The organism is Nonomuraea sp. KM88 (genome assembly GCF_052245635.1).
GTDB lineage: Bacteria > Actinomycetota > Actinomycetes > Streptosporangiales > Streptosporangiaceae > Nonomuraea.
The window spans coordinates 526,459-542,602 of sequence record NZ_JBQQCC010000005.1 but is presented as its reverse complement, the minus strand read 5'-3'; the positions used below and the strand labels follow the sequence as shown (position 1 = coordinate 542,602).

Below are 16,144 nucleotides of genomic sequence, written 5' to 3'. Positions count from 1 at the left end.
CGACTTGTGCTCGCCATCACCTGCCCGCCATCCGCCACGCGAGGGTTGGCTCCGCCTCAATAGCACTCGTGCTCACCGCGCACTATTTTGAGGCCAAGGTCGGGCAGGCTGAACGTGGCGGCCGTGACGGCCCTGGCGCCCAGCCTGACGTCGCGTAGGGTGACCACTCTGGCCTGGCCGCCGAAGGTACCGGCAGGACCCCTGCCATCAGGGACCTCGTCCAAGGTGCTGGCATCGCGGCCCAGCTCAAGGTCGCGAATGGAGGCGGCGGTCTGTCCCACCGTCACATCGATCACCAGGTCCTCGATGGCCACCTCGTTGCCGCCCTGGCCGCCGGTCAGCCGGAGCGTCACCGTGCCCACGGGTGTCTTCACCAGCGCGCTCGAACACAGCTCGGTGACCGCGGCCCGCCGGACGCCGGCCACGATGACGGGAATCAGCCGGCCATCCTTGGTCCGATCCACGTCGGTGGCCAGGGTGAAACCCTGGCCGCGCAGCTGGCCGGCGAAGAGCTTGAAGCCGTTTCCGGAGACGACGAACGTGGCGCCGATGACCCCTTGAGCCGTGGCACCGACCAGCAGCGACGTCATCACCGCGACAGGAACCAGGAGCAGGCCGAAGCGTCTCCACCGCACGCGTCCCCGCTCAGCCATGATGCGCTCCCCCTTCACGCCGCCCCCGGACGGGCCCGCAATCTCTTCCAGACAGTCACAGTCCGGTCTATTGCCGAGCATGCGGGACATCCACGCCGCTCGTCGACCTACACGCCAGACGCCGCAGCGCTTATGGCGTACTGCTGGACAAATTTGCCCACATCTAGAAGGGCGGCTCCCATGCACCGATGGACCGAGAAGCGCTTTTGCGAGCAGGTCGGGAGGCAGTAGCGCTGGGCGGGGCGCCCAAGTGAATTGCCCAGCACCGCCGTTCAGGCGGCCGACGCGCACGTCCCGAGCAACAGGGGCGCCGCCGGGGCTGCGCTCACAAGCTAGGCGAGCCACGACCGGTTCTTAGATAACCTTTGTTATCTGGCAAGATAGCGATCACCGGCATAGCGCGAGCTGGGCGGCCGTCGCCCGGCGCGCAGGCTTCGTTTCCCGGTTATCTGGCAACTCGGCGGATGGTGGATGGCGACACGATGGATCCGGTTATCGCCGAGCAACTCGGCCGCGCCCACCCGCTCGCCCGCCATCTCGACGACTTCCTCACCGACCTGGCCAACGCCGGCGCCTCCGCCCACACCCGGCGCGCCTACCGCGGCGACCTGATCGCCTTCGCCGCCCACCACGGCGAGAAGATCGGCGCACTGACCGCCGCGCCCGTCCGCGCCTACCTGGCCGAACTCGCCGACCTGTCACCGGCCAGCCGCAAGCGCAAGCGCGTCGCCATCGCTTCCTTCGCCAAGTGGGCCGTCCGCCACGACCTGTTGGACGCCAACCCGATGGACCGCATCGACACCGTCAAGGTGCCCAAGAACCTGCCCCGCCCCGCCAGCGCGGCCGACGTCGCCAAGGTGCTGGCGATGATCTGCTCGCGGCGGCCGCGCAAAGACCTGCCGCTGGACCAGCTGCGGGATCGGGTGCTGTTCGAAACCTCCTACGTGTGCGGCGCCCGCGCCTCCGAAGTCTGCGGTCTGTACGTGGAGGACCTGGACCTGCGCCTGGACGACGAACACGTCCGCATCCACGGCAAGGGCGGCAGCGTCCGCACCGTCCTGCTGGACGACCGCGGCTACGTCGCCCTGCTCAAGCTCTACCTGGCCCGCACCGGCTACACCGCCGGGCCGCTGTTCCGCGCCTCCATCAACGGCCGCGGCGGGCCGCTGTCCTACGACGCCGCCCACCACCGCTGGCAGACCTACTGCGCGCAGGCCGGGGTCGAGATCGACATCCACCAGCTGCGGCACTCCCATGCCACCGAACTCATCAACGCCGGGGTGTCCATCGAGGCTGTCCGCCGCCGCCTCGGCCACGCCTCCACCGAAACCACCCAGATGTACACGCTGCTGGACGACAAGATCGCCGACGTCGAGATCCGCGCCGCCCGGCGGCGCCGAGAGCAGACAGCACGCTGATGCCGGCCACCGGGTGTGGCGTTGCCGAGGGGTCCCCCGGGGGACGTGTTACCGGGAAGGCAGCGGGATTGTGGCCTGAGCACGATGTCAATGGGCACGCAGGCGATTTGCCAGGGTCCCGGTTCAGGCCGACGTGACGCGGCAGGGTCCCGCTTTGCGCTGGTTGTCGCAACCGTGGCGCCCGCGGGTGTGGTGGGCGGTCATCGTGGGGACGGACGATAACGGGGTGAGCACCGCGAGGGAACATCACGCACAAGCCAGGCCGGGCAGCGGGAGCCATCGCGGCCTGGCCGGTCACGCCGCCGGGCGCGCCCTGGCCATGAGCCGGTACGAGATGCTCGCGCCGCACCTGCACGAGGGGGTGCCGCTGGCGCAGCTGGCCGCTGCCCAGGACGAGGACGGCGTCTCCTATCGGACGCTGCAGCGATGGCCGGCCGACTACCGGCAAGGCGGTCTGGATGCCTTGACGCGACCAGGCCGCCGCGACAAAGGGCTGCGCCGCTTCCCCGATGAGCTGGTGGCGTTCATCGAAGGGCTGGCCCTGCGCAAGCCTCGCCCCAGCGCGGCCGCCATCCACCGGCAGGCCGAAAGCATCGCCGAGGCGCGCGGCTGGCCCTCGCCCGCCTACCGGACCGTGGCCCGCATCGTCGCCGACCTGGACCCCGCGCTGGTCACCCTCGGCCTTGAGGGCACCAAGAAGTACCGGGAGACCTACGACCTGGTGTACCGGCGCGAAGCCAAGGCTCCGAACGAGATCTTGCAAGCCGATCACACCGAGCTGGACATCTGGGTGCTCGACGACAAGGGCCGACCGGCCCGGCCCTGGCTGACCGCCATCGAGGACGACCACTCCCGCGCCATCGCCGGATACGCCGTCAATCTGGAAGCACCTTCGGCGTTGACCACCGCGCTGGCCTTCCGGCACGCGATCTGGCGCAAGCCCGAACCGGGCTGGCACGTGTGCGGCATCCCGTCGGTCTTCCACCTCGACCACGGCTCCGACTTCACCTCGGCGCATCTGGAACAGGTCATGGCAGACCTGAGGGTCCAGCCGGTCTTCTCGCTCAAGGGCCAGCCGCACGGCCACGGGAAAATCGAGCGGCTGATCGGCACGATCAACCAGATGTGCCTGTCCCACCTGCCCGGCTACGCGCCCCGCGGCACCCCTGAGCGCGCCGGCCAGGCCAAGCTGACCCTGGCCGAGCTGGACGCCGCCCTCGGCCGGTTCATCCGCGAGGTCTACAACCTGCGCACCCACAGCGAGACCAAGGCGCCCCCGCAGACCCGGTGGGAGGCCGGCGGGTTCATCCCGCGCATGCCCGACTCGCTCGAACAACTCGACCTGCTGCTGCTCACCGTCGCCAAACCCCGCAAGATCCACACCGACGGGATCCACTTCCTCAGCCTGCGCTACCTCGACCCCGTCCTGGCCTTCTACATCCGGGAGCAGGCCACCATCCGCTACGACCCCCGCGACATCACCGAGATCCGCGTCTACCTCCGCTTGCCCGACGGCGCCGAGGAATTCCTGTGCCGGGCGATCTGCCCCGAACTCTCCGGCGCCACCATCAGCCTCAAAGAGATCACCGCCGCCCGCAACGCCCGACGCAAACAGCTACGCGGCCACCTGACCAGCCGCGAGGCCGTCGTGGACCGGCTGCTGGCCGCCCACAGCGAACCCCTGCCCGCTTCCCTGGCCGGCACCGAACTGGCCAACTGGGCAACCCTCACCCGAACCGACGGTGACGGTGACGGCGCCATCACCGCCCAGGACAGCTCCAGCCCTCGTACCAACCCGCTGACCGGCGTCGACACCGCCACTACCCCCAGTGACGGTCCGCGACTCAAACGCTACTGGAATGAGTGAGCCATCCCAGCCCCGGATAGACACCCCGCGTGGCGAAAGCAGACGACACCCTCCCCGAGCCAGCCCCTGAGTCAGCACGGCCCTCCGGCGCTTCGAGCAACGACACCTCCGACCCCGCGAGCGATCCGACCGCCGAGGCCCGCCCTGACGATCGCGACAATCCAGACCGACTCGGCGGCCGTCCCGACGTTGCCGACCGGCCTGCACCCTCCGGGCCTGGCTCTCCGCCCGGCCAGCTGGCAGGTGGCAATGGGCACAGGCCCGTCGCCACCCCCATCGTGATCACCAAGGAGCATCGGCTCTTCATCGAATTCGCCGATGCCGTACAGCGCGAACGCTACGTCGGCCTCTGCTTCGGCGCCCCGGGCGTGGGCAAGACCCAATCAGCCCGCTACTACTCCCAATGGGACCAGCTCGCCGGCCACCTCGACGGCACCCGCCCCGTCGGCTCCGACGGCGAGGCCTCGGCCGGGCAAATCCTGGCCGCCCGCGCCGTCATGTACACCCCAAGGTCCACAACACCCCGCACAACCTCGACAAAGAGATCTCGTTCCTGTGCGATCGGCTCGGCTGGAACGTCGAACTCATGCTCAACCCCGGCCGCGGCATCGACGAACACGGCAGGCTCAACACCAGCACCCACGCCGAACTTCTCATCGTGGACGAAGCGGACAGGCTGAAAGTCGGCGCCCTGGAACAGCTACGCGACCACCACGACCGCACCGGCATCGGACTCATCCTGATCGGCATGCCCGGCATCGAAAAGCGCCTCGCCCGCTACCCTCCGCTCTACTCCCGCGTCGGGTTCGTCCACCACTACAAACCCATGTCCGCCGACGAACAAGCCTTCGTCCTGGCCAGATCCTGGCCCCACCTCAGCCTCAGCGACACCGATGACTACGCCACCGCTGAAGCCCTCGCCGCCATCACCCGCATCACCAGCGGCAACTTCCGCCTCACCGTCCGCCTCGTCGGCCAGATCGAACGCGTCCTGAAAATCAACAACATGTCCACCGTCACCAAAGAAGTCGTCGAGACTGCCCGCAAGAACCTCGTCATCGGCTCTATGTGACCATCCCACGTCAAGCACATCCACCCAGAAATCACGCAACACCACGCACAGGCCGTTGCCCGGCCCCGAGTCCTCGGGGCCGGGCAACGGCCTTCATAACACCCAACACGCCAAGAACCAGCTGCCGAGCCAGCACGACAAAAGCACGGCAGGAACAGCGACATTAACCCTGGCACATTACACCTCGGCGCCGGCACGGTGCTGCTGGGGATGCTTGCGCTGGTCATGGCGGTCACGGCCAGTCCGGCCGTGACGATCGGCGCTTACCTGGCCTGCACGGTGGTGAACACTGTGCTGCTGGGCCGCTGGCAGTCCGCTGTGGCCGACGCCGCGCCTGACGCCGATCGGCCGCGCTGGTTCGCTTTCCAAGGATCGTCGTGGGGCGTGGCGCAGCCGGCCGTGCCGCCGCTGGCCGCGCTGGCCGGCACCGTGGCCGGAGCCATGGGGGCGGGCGCCTTCCTGGCAGCGGGCATGGACTTCCTGGCGGTGCCCTTCATGCTCCGCCGCATTGCTGCCTGACCTCGATCAAGGCTGCGATCACGGTTGCGCAGCCAGCGCACGCACGCCGGGAACGACGGTGGCGCGAAAGGCCGCCTCCAGCTCGGCCGCAGTGGCGCTGATCTCCCCGTCCACCCATTTGGCGCGGCAACTGTTCCTACCTCGTCGGCGAAGGCAAGGCGATGGAACTGCCCGACGCCTGTGCCGACGTGGTGGTCTCCAGCCTCGCGGTGCATCACATACCGTCCGCCGGTCGTGGCACGGCGATCCGGGAGATGTCCCGCGTGCTGCGGTCCGGCAGGCGGCTGCTGATCGCCGAGTTCCGCCCGCCCGCCAACCCGCTGCTCGCCCACCTGGTCGCGGCGCTGACCGGGCCTGCGATACGGCACAAGGCGCACGACATGCTCGGCGACCTCATCCCACAGGCAGGCTTTCAGGTCCTGGACGCGGGCGATCTCCCGATGCTGCTCTCCTACGTCCGGACTCGCCGACCGGCCAAGACGCCCGGTGATTGGTCGGGCCGAGCGTCTTGGCGAAGGTCAAGATTCTGGTCAAGGACCGCTGCGTGCCGGTGTGACGCGGCGCGCGCGTCTCCAGGGACGGTAGCGGCTCACGGCCGGATCGCCGTTCAGCAGGCGCACGGCCAGCGCGCTCATCGCCCCCACGGTGGCGAGCCCGGTCCAGGCCCAGGCTGGTCCGAGGTCGAGCAGTCGGCCCACCGCGAGGTTTCCGGCGGCGACGCCGATGCCGGCGAGTGTGTTGTAGAAGCCGTAGTGCGTGGCCACCCGCTGGCCTCCCGACAGGGCGACGACGGTGTCCATCTCGAACGGATAGGCCAGCACCGTGCCCAGCGTGAGCAGCACCGTGCAGGCCAGCACGGCCGGCACGGGCACCGGCGCGCCGGCGATCCCGTACGGGATCAGCGGAACGAAGGCCAGGGCCATCAGGGCCAGGCCGCGGACGATGGCCTGCGAGGCTGTCCAGCGCCGCCGTGCACAATCGGTGATGCGCAGCTGGCCCAGCAGCGCCACCAGCGCGGACACCACGAACAGCACGCTCACCGCGCCGCTGTTTTCGAGTTCGAGCGGCAGCGCCAGGTAGATCTGGAAGGACAGCACGTACGGGCCGACCATGGCCAGCGCGAAGGTGACGAAGCGCCGGTTTTTCGCGATGCCGCGCCAGTCCGCCAGCACGCCCCCGTGCTGCTGCGTCCCGGTGCGGCACGGCGGTAGCGCGGCCAGCTGGACCAGGGTGAGAGCGGCGAAGAGGCCCGCGGCCACCAGGCAGACGAGCCGGAAGTCGGCCGCGAGCAGGGCCACGCCGATCAGCGGGCCGAGCAGGATGCCGCCCTGGTAGAAGACGTTGAACAGGGCGAACGCCTCGACCCTGCGCTCTCCCGCGCTGTGCGCGACGTACGCGCGGACCGCCGGGTTGAACAGCGCCCCGGCGAAGCCGGTCATGGCCGAGGCGGCCAGCAGGGCCGGCAGCGTGTCCACGAACCCCAGCAGGCCGAAACCCGCCGTGCGCAGCAGGCAGCCCGCGATGATGACGGGCCGGTAGCCGAGCCTGTCGGCAAGCGTCCCGCCCACCAGGAACATGCCCTGCTGGCTGAGGTTGCGCATGCCCAGCACGAGTCCGACCGCCCAGGCGGCCATGCCCAGCCCGCCGGACAGGTGCCCGGCGAGATACGGCATCAGCATGTAGAAGCCGAGGTTGATGGCGAACTGGTTGACCATGAGCACCTGGACGCTGCGGTCGAAGGAGCGCATGCGGCGCCACATCAGCGCATCACCATGCGGGTCCACCGGGTGACCTCGGCCTCGCCGGGATCCTTGATCTCGTCGGGTTCGTCGTTCGGCGGCCGGTCCAGGAGGTGGTGCCCGGCGCAGTAGGCGTCGTCGAACACGGTCGTGTAGTAGCGGGCGGGACCGTCCGGGAAGACGGCGACGATGCGGGTGCCGGGCGGCTGGGTTCTGGCGTGCCAGGCGGCGACGACGGTGACCGCGCCGACACTCCATCCGCCCGTCGCGTAGTGGGTCTGCGCGAGCGTCCGGCTCGCCCACACCGCTTCGTGCGGCGCCACCCAGTGCACCTCGTCGAAGGCGTCGTGGTCGACGTTGCGCGGATGGATGCTGCTGCCCAGCCCTCGCATCAGGCGCGGCCGGGCCGGCTGCCCGAAGATCGTGGAGCCCACCGCGTCCACGCCGACCAGGCGCAGCGCCGGCAGCCGCCGCCGCAGCCGCCTGGCCACCCCGGCCGAGTGCCCGCCGGTTCCGACGCTGCACACCAGCACGTCGATCCGGCCCAGCTGCGTGAGCAGTTCGTCGGCCAGGCTCGTGTACGCCTCGACGTTGTCCGGGTTGTCGTACTGGTCCGGGCAGTACGAGCCCGGGACGCTCGCCAGAAGCCGCGCCACGCGGTCCAGGCGGGCCTGCTGCCAGCCGCCGCGCGGGTGAGGTCGCGTCACGGTCTCGACCCGTACGCCATAGGAGACGAGCAGGGTTTCCATGATCGCCTCCATGCCGGGGTCGGTGACGACCGTGACCGGATGGCCGTACGCGATGCCGGCCAGTGCCAGGCCGAGCCCGAAGGTGCCGGAGGTGGACTCGACGATCATCGCGCCCGAGGAGAGGTCGCCGCGAGCCCGGGCTCGCTCCACGATGTGCAGGGCCGCCCGGTCCTTCAGCCCGCCGGGGTTGGCGCCTTCGAGCTTGGCCCAAAAGCCCCGGCCCGGCGGCGCGAACGGTTCCCCGATCCGGCACACAGGTGTGTGACCCACCAGGTGCGTCGTGGTGAGTTCGGTGATGGAAGTCATGCTGAACACTCATTTCGGCGCGTGCTGCGCCAGGTCGCTGACAGTGGGATGACGTAGAAGCACGTCCTCCTCAGCAGCGGCACACTTCGAGCGTCTGGGTGAGCGCGGCGCGCCCCCGGTAGTCTCCCGGCGGAGCGCGTCCCAGCGCAGTGACGGTGCGGCCGTGCCCGGAGACGGCGGGCAGGACCGCCGACCCCGGCCACGCGGCCAGACCGTCGGCACAAGTGTTCACGACGGGGGCCACGAAGAGATGAGAGTGCTCCTGCTCGCCGTGGTCCTCTTCGTTCTCGTGCTCGTGATGTCCGCTGTCGCCGCTCGCGGTCACGAACGTATGCGGATGGTCAGGGGCTTGCACGGCGTGGGACCACAAGTGCGCGACCGAGAGGAGGCCGAGCAGCACGACGAACCACGCGTGCCTGCGCGGCCACCACACATCCCCCGACAATACGCACATGATTAACTACAGAGAGTAATTGAGGCGGTCGGGGCCCCTCCGGGCACCCCCTCGCCAGAGCTCGTGCACGACCCCCGCGCCCAGCACCCCAACGGCCTGGCCGGCTGACGGCCGAACACCACCTGGCGCCGCACCCGACCTCGCACGCGCCCAGATCCTCTCCCCGGCCGGGCAAGGGGTCAGGACCGGCGGCGCGCTCCCGGGTCTCGCCCCTCCTGCCAGCGCGCCAGCGCCTCCGGCGAGACACGGGCGTAGCGGGCCAGCGACGCCACGGACGTGTGCCCGGAGAAGGCCAGCAGGGTGGAGGTGTTGGCTCCGTCTTCAGCGGCATGCGTCAGTGCACTGTGGCGCAACTGGTGCAAGGTCCATGGTCCTGCCGGCAATGCGGCGGTGGCCAGCTCGAATAACTCGGCGGCACGCCGGTAGGACAGCCGAGCCCGGCCGCTGCCCGGATCCAGGTCACCCGGAGGCAACTGAACACGGGCGCGGCGGCCAGTGAGGAAGACCGGCCCGGTACGGCGACCGTCCAGCAGGCGAGGCAGAAGGCGCGCGGTGCCGGTACGCCAGACAATGACGTCGACCGCGCCGCCCTTGCGCCGTACCCTGGCCTGCCGGTTGCGCAAGTCGAGCTCGTCGACGTCCAGGGCCAAGACCTCCTCGGTCCGGGCCGCCGACTCATACAGCAGCCGCCACAGCGTCCGCTCGCGAAGGCCCGGATTCGGGCGGGTCAGCAGCGCCTCGACATCGACCCGGGCCAGCGCCCGGGTGCGATCCGGAGTGCGGGGCCGGCGGCGGATGCGGCGCAGCGGGTCGCCGGTCAGCCAGTCCTGGTCGCGCCACCAGGTGCAAGCGGAGCCGAGCGCGTCCAGACGCGCGTTGACCGTGCCCGCCGCTGAGCCGCCCCACCGGCCAGCGAACCACGCGGCCACGCGATCGGCGCCAGCCTCGCCCGCCAACTCGGTCAGAGCGGCTTGCTCGCCGAACTCAGCGGCCAGGGCCCGGACGGCGACCGCGTAAGCGCGGGCGGTATTCCGGTTGGTGATGGTGGCCAGGAACGCCTCCGCGGCCGCGCCGAGCCGGGGCACGCCCTCCCGGGAGTCGAGCCGGTGCACGGTCGCCACGTAGCCCCCTCGGATCGCTATCGCAGATAAGCACCTAGAGTCACGGGTGCCGCGGCGGGCTGTTCCCCCAGGACAACATCCAAAGTATCGCAGATAATGCGTCCCTATCCGCGATAACAACATAAGATCGCCGGCTGTCTTCGCCTACCGCCAAAATCCGGTCCAATCCTCCCCGAAGGCCGAAACAGGGCCTCCAGGACGCACACCACATAGGCATCACGATTGACCGTCCCCGCCGACAGGTCGGGGTTGGCGAAGACCGGCCGTTTCCACGCCGCGCTCACCAGCGACGCGTCGATCTCCTTCGGTAGCAGGGGCTTGCGGGAGACGTGCCGGCGCGCCAGCTCCGGCAGCCTGCGCACCGCGGCCAGCACCTTGCGGCCACCCGCCGCCGCCCCCAGCGCCTTCGACTCGCCCAGCAGCTTCAAGAACGGGCGGACGGTGTTGTACTTGTCCACCAGCGCGGCACGCAGCGCCGCCTCCGCCGACCCGTCGTCTTCCGGCACGAGCTCTTCGACCGATTCCAGCGCGGCCAGGACCTGTTCCTTGCTCGCGCCGGCCTGCGCGGCGACCGCCGTCCACAACGCGGCCACATCCAGATCGGCGTCCACCTCGGCGACCAGGTCCAGCTGCTCCACCAGCACCCGGCCCGCCCGCGACAGCAGCTTGGAAGCCCTCTCCAGCTTCGGCAACATCGCCAGCCGCTCGCCCGTCGACTTGCGCCGCGCCGGCGAGATCAACCTGGTGGCCATCAGCAGCGCGAACAAATCCAGGGCGTCGTCGATCGCCTCGGCCTCCAATGATCGGGTCACCGCGAGCATGGTGGCCGTCTTGCGCGGCTCGGCCAGCCGGGCCAGCAGCGGCGCCTTGGTACCCGCCCCGTACTTGGCGAGCGTCTTCATCCGCCGCACCGGCACCTTGTCCACCCGCACCCGCCCCAGCCGGAACGCCGCGATGTCGTCCACCCGCTGCAGTGCCTTGGCCATTTCCGTGCCCGACTGCCGCTTGGGCGCCTGCCGCAGCCGTTCCAGCTCCGAGATCCGCGCCCCCTTCGGGAACCACCAGCAGGCCCGACAGTGCCCGCGGCAACCCCTGCTCGGCGCGCTCCGCCTGGCGTGCGACAGTCGCATACAGGCGCTCATCGGCCCGCTCGCGCACCGAGCCGACCAGCCTCTCCAGCACCGTCACCCCCGGTAGCAGCACTCGGTGCCGGCGAAGCCATGCCACCGACTGATCGAACAGCGCCGTTGGCCCTTCGGCGTGTGTCCACGCCCGGCCGTGCAGGAACGTCCGGAACCGCTTCGCCAACACCCGCGCCTGCCACGACTCACGATCGTCGAAGTCGTGGTAGCCGTAGGCGGCTCGGATCATCCACGCGTGCTCGCGAACTTCTCCAGGTCCGGCAGCGACGGCATCTCCCCGAACGCCGAGTACGCCGTCCTCTGCTCATCAGACAAAAACTCTGCAGGCATGACCGACGACCGTAGGCGCGCCACCTAGCGCCCGGTAACAGCCGGAAACACACCACAAGTCCAGATCTTGAACGGAAATGATCAACCGCAGGACGACCTGCTGAAACGGCCAGCTAAGTTACTAGCGGGTACCGCCAACGGCTGTCCGCAGGTTCCTCAACCCCGGATCCCGCCTCCGGCCGGCATGCATAACTTGCGGGAATTCTGCCTTCTCGCAAGTTGAGGACGCCATGCTCGAGCGCAAGAGAGAGGGTTTTCTGATTTGGAATTTCTAGAAAATAGAAAATGCTAGACTGCCGCAGTGACGCAAGAGAGCAATCTGGTTACGCCGTGCAAGCACTGCGGGGCGGCGATCGAGCAGCGGCGGGGGAGAGGCCGGCCACGGGCGTACTGTCCGGAGAAGGACTGCCAGGCCGCCGCCAAGCGCGAGCGGGAGTTGCGGCGGGCCACGCCGGGGCTCGAGGGTGCGCTGGCCAGGGCCGAGCAGCTGTACGACCGCATGGAGAGCGGGCTGGCGGCGGCCATCGAGCCACTGGCCCGAGCGCTGGCCGACGAGCTGAGCCCGGCGGGGGTCGAGGCGAAGCTGAGTGCCGTGCAGGCGGAGGCGCACACGCGGGTGGCGATCGCGCGCACGGAACGGGAGCAGGCGTTCGAGCAGGTACGGCTGGCGCGTGAGGCCACCGAGCACGCTCGCCGGCAGACGGCCGAGATGCGGTCGCGGCTTGAGGAGGCGGAGCACGAGCGCCACACCGCGCTGGCGGATGCCGAACGGGCCCGCGAGCAGGCGCTGGCGGCGCTGCGGGAGGCGGCCAGTACGGAAAGGCAGGCGCTGCAGTCGGCCGAGGAGGCGCAGCGGCGCGCTGAGCTGGCCGAACGGCAGGCCACGGAGGCGGCTCACCAGGTGGAGCTGGCCGAGGAAGCCAGAGGTCAGGCCGTGCGCGAGCTCGCGGAGCGGGTGGAGTTGGCCGAAGGGCAGATCGCTGAGGCGCGGGCGCACGCCGTACGCGCTGAGCAGGCCGCCGGCCAGGCACGGACGGAGCGAGACCGCGCGAGGGAAGAGACGGCGGCGGCCGTGCGTGCTCGCGAGCAGGCCGAACGTGCGGCGGTCGGCGCCAGGGCCCGGGAGGAGGCGGCAGCGCAGGAGCGCGATCGGGCCGTGGAGCGGGCCGTCAAGGCGGAGCGGGCCGCAGCCGCCGCCGAGCGGGACCGTGCGGTCGCGCTCCAGGAGGCGGCGCAGGCCGCCGGTGAGGTGGAGCGGCTGACTGCGAAGACGGCGGCGCTCCAGGACGAGTCGGCGGCCGCGCTGTCCCGGGAGCACAAGCTGGCCGCGCGGGAGAAGTCGCGGGCCGACGCGGCGGTCAAGGAGCGCGACCGGCTGCGGGGGGAGCTGCGGCTGGAGCGGGTACGGCTGGAGGATGTGCGGGCCGAACTGGACGCGGCGCGTGCGGAGGCGGCGCAGTTGCGGGAACGCGCGGTGGCGGCCGAGCTGCGTGCGGGCCAGCTGGACTCCAGCGACGCTTCGCGATCTTGAAGCGTAGGGGTCGCCTGGCAACGGCGACCTGGTGGCCAATGCCCGAGAGCAGGCCGATGAGCGCTTGTAGGGGTGCCGCCAAGAATCGTGTCATGAGCCCCAGTGCGCCACGAGGCGCTGATTGTCCGTACGGAGGTGAAAGACCTCGTCGTTCTACCGTCGTAGCGGTGGGACGAAGCCGGAGGCAGCCTGAACCGGCCTTCCACTCCCGAACGTGCCCCCAGCCGCCAGGTAGCCGAGTGATCGATCGCGATTGCGGTTCGTGATCGTTTCGGAGCGGTGAATGTGGCTGGGTGGGGTTTCTGCTTGATCGTGTTCGGGTCGGAGACGGCCGGGCGGAGGGCGGGGTCGGATCCACTCGACGGGGGGTGGGAGTCGGCGACCCATATGGAGTTGGTCCGCAGGCGGCGTCTTGCGCCAGGGCTCGGATCGCTCGTTTGAGGGGGGCAGGGCCCTGTGCGGGCGTTTGTCGTAGCCGGATTGGCCTGTCAGGTAACAGCCCACACAAGCCCAAAACCCACATTGGGATGATCTTGAAAGGGTCGCGACGGTGAAGAGCTGACCGGCCAGCGACGCAGCCCCCGCCGGGTGGAATGGCTGGAGCGAGCCCTGCGAACCGCTCCGCGGCACCCTGAGCGAGGAGTCGTCTCAGCGCCTGATCTCGGTCCTGACCGTCGTGGTCGGCTGGGAGGCGCAGATCGCCCTGCGTGACGTCCGCGGCCTGGACCCCCAGGCCGAACAGGGGCCATCATCTGGGGCCGCACGCAGCCTGGTCACAGCAGCGATCAAGGACCACGAGGCGACGCTGCTGTCAGGGTGAACCGCGGAGATCGAGCGGAAGAGCCGGGAGTTCTGGTCGGCGGCCATGGGGTTGATGATGGCCGGTGTGGGAGGGTCATTCCGAGGCGGGAGCTTTGCGCGTGTGGCTCATCGCAGGAAGGCGTGCTGCGCCGGCGGGCGATGAAGCCGGCCATGCGACGTCGTCGACCGCGAGCCACGGCGCGACCGCCAGGGCCGTGGGCGTGAGCCCGGCGAACGTCGCGACCTCGCGGTGGAGGTGGGACTGGTCGACGTAGCCGTTCTCGGCGGCTACGTGGGCGGCGGAGTGACCCGCCGCGAGAAGGTGGGCGGCGTGGTCGAAGCGCACCAGCCGGGCGGCGCGTTTGGGGGTGATGCCGAGCTGGGACCGGAAGCGGGACCACAGGCGCTTGCGGCTCCAGCCGACCTCGTCCGCCAGGCCGTCGACCCGCACCCGGCCCCGGCTGGACAGCGTCCGCCGCCAGGCGTGGGCGACCTGGGGGTCGACCGGCGGGTGGTCGCCCAGCCGCCGACCTAGGATGTCCACCGCTATCGTGAAGCGTTCGTCCCACGACGTGGCGGTGCGCAGCCTGTCCTCGGCTTGCCCGGCGTCGCGGCCCCAGACGTCCTCAAGGGCTGCCACCGTCCCGCTGAGCTCGGCCGATGCGCCGCCCAGCAACGCAGCCGCCGCGACCGGATCCAGCCGGATCTGGAGCAACTGTCCGGCTCCCCGGCCAGTTGCCTGGAGATCGCCGGGGAGTAGCCCGGCGACGACGCTGCCGCGCTCGTGCCGGCCAGGGGCTACGTAGACGACGCCTTCTCCCTCGCCCAGATCGACGAACAGGGTGACGGACGGGTAGGCGATCATGGAGATGTCCACCGAGTCCGGGGCACGATGGCAGAACCCGGCCATGCTGACCCCCGGCAGCCGAACCGACGGGCGTGGGACTGCGATGTCCACCCACGCCTGGTCAGATGGCATTCCGGCAGGCAACACATGGCCAGTCTAGGCATCAGGGATCACGGGTCGTCGTCGGCTCCGCCGCCGTGAAGTCCAGCAGCAGTTTGCCGGTCGTCTCGGGCGCTTCCAGCATGGGTAGGTGCCCGACACCGGGTAGCAGCTCGACCCGCGCGCCCGGCACCGCGTCGTATCGGCGCGCCGACGACGGCTCCCAACGGGGATCGGCAGCACCGAAGATCACCTGCACGGGGACCCCGAGGGCGGCGAGCCGCTCGGGCACGCTCCGTTCGGCGATGTAGGCGGTGTTCTGGCGCAGCACCGTCCTCATCACGCGGTAGGTGATGCCCCGTACGTCGGCGACCACGTCGTCCGGGAGGTCCACGGGGCGAACGGCCGTCGCGCTGATCCCCTTGCGGATCATCGCGTCCGAACGCCTCGGCCACAGGAGCGGGCCCAGCGGCGGGGCCAGCAGCACCCGAAGGATGAACGGCTGCCGGAGGAGCGCATCCGGACTCGGGCCGCTACTGATCAGTGCGAGCGAACCCACGAGGTCGGGACGTTGCTCGGCCAGCGCGGTGGCGACGTAGCCGCCGCTGGAGTGCCCGGCCACGGCGACGTGACGAAGGCCGAGGTTGTCCAGCAGCGCCGCCACCTGACCCGCCTGCGCGGGCACGTCATACGACGGCGCGGGCGGGGACTGGCCGCAGCCCGGGAGGTCGACCCGGATGACGTGATGGTGACCGGCCAACGCCGGGACCACCGGACCCCAGAAACCGCCCGAGGCCCCCGACCCGTGGATGAGCAACAACGGTGGCGCCTGCCGCGGGCCGTCATGGACCACGTGCAGCCCATGCGAACGTTCAATGTCGTATTCACTCATGCGGAGAATATGCACGCGCGGCCCGCCGCCAGTCTTGGACATATGTTCCCGCGCAGTCGAAGAGCGGCGGCCATCACCATAACGGCCGTACCGAGGTCCCAAGGCCGGAACACGGGCCCGGCGGGCTCATTCCCGCGCGGCGGGAGCCATGGAGATGTTCCAGAAGCCGGCGTAGCGGCCGCACGCCCGCCGTTCCGGCTACTCCGCCCACGGCTCCGGCGATGCCGAGAGCCCGATTGCGTTCCCGCCCTTCCCGGAAGGTGACAGCCAGCAGCGACAAGACCGCCGGTGCGATGAGTGCACCGCCCAACCCCTGGAGCCCGCGCGCCGCGATCAGCACGGCGGCGTGCTGCGCCACGCCCGCCACCAGCGACGCGGCGGTGAACAAGCCGAGCCCGGCGAGCAAGACGCGGCGTCGTCCTAGCAGGTCGGTCATCCGGCCACCGACGAGGAGGAATCCGCCGAGCAGCAGACCGTAGGCGACGATCACCCACTGCAAAGCGCCTTGGCTGATGAGATCCCGCTGGATCGAGGGCAGGGCCACGTTCACGATGGCGATGTCGAGGCCCACCATCGCCATGGCGGCGCACGCCAGTACCACCAC

At 70.1% G+C, this 16,144-nt stretch carries 15 protein-coding genes and 2 pseudogenes; 7 read left to right on the top strand and 10 right to left on the bottom strand.

The annotated features are described in order from the left end of the window. Positions 1-56 precede the first annotated feature (56 nt). Positions 57-653 carry a DUF6230 family protein gene (locus tag ACTWPV_RS19220; RefSeq protein WP_443152821.1) on the bottom strand — a complete coding sequence of 199 codons (597 nt, stop codon included), beginning with the start codon at positions 651-653 and terminating at the stop codon, positions 57-59. Positions 654-1,135: 482 nt separating this feature from the next. On the opposite strand from ACTWPV_RS19220, the gene ACTWPV_RS19215 reads away from it, so the two are divergent. The 5 genes and pseudogenes from ACTWPV_RS19215 to ACTWPV_RS19195 all read left to right on the top strand — a co-directional run. Then, a complete protein-coding gene (locus tag ACTWPV_RS19215; RefSeq protein WP_443152820.1) occupies positions 1,136-2,071 on the top strand; it encodes a tyrosine-type recombinase/integrase in 936 nt (311 codons plus the stop codon). 226 nt (positions 2,072-2,297) lie between these two features. Next, on the top strand, positions 2,298-3,938 hold the full coding sequence (locus tag ACTWPV_RS19210) for a Mu transposase C-terminal domain-containing protein (RefSeq protein WP_443152819.1): 1,641 nt from the start codon (positions 2,298-2,300) through the stop codon (positions 3,936-3,938). A gap of 586 nt (positions 3,939-4,524) precedes the next feature. Continuing rightward, the gene (locus ACTWPV_RS19205) at positions 4,525-5,010 is read left to right on the top strand and encodes an AAA family ATPase (RefSeq protein WP_443152818.1); all 486 of its coding nucleotides are present in this window, start codon (positions 4,525-4,527) and stop codon (positions 5,008-5,010) included. A gap of 210 nt (positions 5,011-5,220) precedes the next feature. Beyond that, positions 5,221-5,529, top strand: a complete 309-nt coding sequence (locus ACTWPV_RS19200) for a hypothetical protein (RefSeq protein ID WP_443152817.1) — start codon at positions 5,221-5,223, stop codon at positions 5,527-5,529. Positions 5,530-5,645: 116 nt separating this feature from the next. Next, positions 5,646-5,807: pseudogene (locus tag ACTWPV_RS19195) on the top strand (class I SAM-dependent methyltransferase); the annotation flags it as partial. Positions 5,808-6,059: 252 nt separating this feature from the next. On the opposite strand, the gene ACTWPV_RS19190 reads toward ACTWPV_RS19195, so the two are convergent. The 6 genes and pseudogenes from ACTWPV_RS19190 to ACTWPV_RS19165 all read right to left on the bottom strand — a co-directional run. Further along, complete coding sequence (locus ACTWPV_RS19190; RefSeq protein WP_443152816.1) at positions 6,060-7,277, bottom strand: MDR family MFS transporter; 1,218 nt, start codon at positions 7,275-7,277, stop codon at positions 6,060-6,062. A gap of 11 nt (positions 7,278-7,288) precedes the next feature. After that, positions 7,289-8,323 (bottom strand): PLP-dependent cysteine synthase family protein, encoded by a 1,035-nt coding sequence (locus tag ACTWPV_RS19185; protein ID WP_443152815.1) that lies wholly within the window; start codon positions 8,321-8,323, stop codon positions 7,289-7,291. A 70-nt stretch (positions 8,324-8,393) separates the two neighbouring features. Continuing rightward, on the bottom strand, positions 8,394-8,768 hold the full coding sequence (locus ACTWPV_RS19180) for a hypothetical protein (protein ID WP_443152814.1): 375 nt from the start codon (positions 8,766-8,768) through the stop codon (positions 8,394-8,396). A gap of 188 nt (positions 8,769-8,956) precedes the next feature. Continuing rightward, positions 8,957-9,898, bottom strand: a complete 942-nt coding sequence (locus tag ACTWPV_RS19175; protein WP_443152813.1) for a tyrosine-type recombinase/integrase — start codon at positions 9,896-9,898, stop codon at positions 8,957-8,959. Between the two features lie 104 nt (positions 9,899-10,002). Continuing rightward, entirely contained in the window at positions 10,003-10,884 is an 882-nt protein-coding gene (locus ACTWPV_RS19170) for a hypothetical protein (protein WP_443152812.1), read from the bottom strand. A 232-nt stretch (positions 10,885-11,116) separates the two neighbouring features. Continuing rightward, a pseudogene (locus tag ACTWPV_RS19165) lies at positions 11,117-11,269 on the bottom strand (hypothetical protein); the annotation flags it as partial. Positions 11,270-11,671: 402 nt separating this feature from the next. On the opposite strand from ACTWPV_RS19165, the gene ACTWPV_RS19160 reads away from it, so the two are divergent. Both ACTWPV_RS19160 and ACTWPV_RS19155 read left to right on the top strand, forming a co-directional pair. Continuing rightward, entirely contained in the window at positions 11,672-12,901 is a 1,230-nt protein-coding gene (locus ACTWPV_RS19160; RefSeq protein WP_443152811.1) for a hypothetical protein, read from the top strand. Positions 12,902-13,577: 676 nt separating this feature from the next. Continuing rightward, positions 13,578-13,721 (top strand): hypothetical protein, encoded by a 144-nt coding sequence (locus tag ACTWPV_RS19155; RefSeq protein WP_443152810.1) that lies wholly within the window; start codon positions 13,578-13,580, stop codon positions 13,719-13,721. 75 nt (positions 13,722-13,796) lie between these two features. Here ACTWPV_RS19155 and ACTWPV_RS19150 read toward each other — a convergent pair whose 3' ends face one another. The 3 genes from ACTWPV_RS19150 to ACTWPV_RS19140 form a co-directional block, all read right to left on the bottom strand. Beyond that, complete coding sequence (locus ACTWPV_RS19150) at positions 13,797-14,660, bottom strand: helix-turn-helix domain-containing protein (RefSeq protein WP_443152809.1); 864 nt, start codon at positions 14,658-14,660, stop codon at positions 13,797-13,799. Between the two features lie 52 nt (positions 14,661-14,712). Beyond that, a complete protein-coding gene (locus ACTWPV_RS19145) occupies positions 14,713-15,540 on the bottom strand; it encodes an alpha/beta fold hydrolase (protein ID WP_443152808.1) in 828 nt (275 codons plus the stop codon). Between the two features lie 73 nt (positions 15,541-15,613). Then, positions 15,614-16,120, bottom strand: coding sequence for an MFS transporter (locus tag ACTWPV_RS19140; protein WP_443152807.1), 507 nt, complete (start codon positions 16,118-16,120; stop codon positions 15,614-15,616). Positions 16,121-16,144 lie beyond the last annotated feature (24 nt).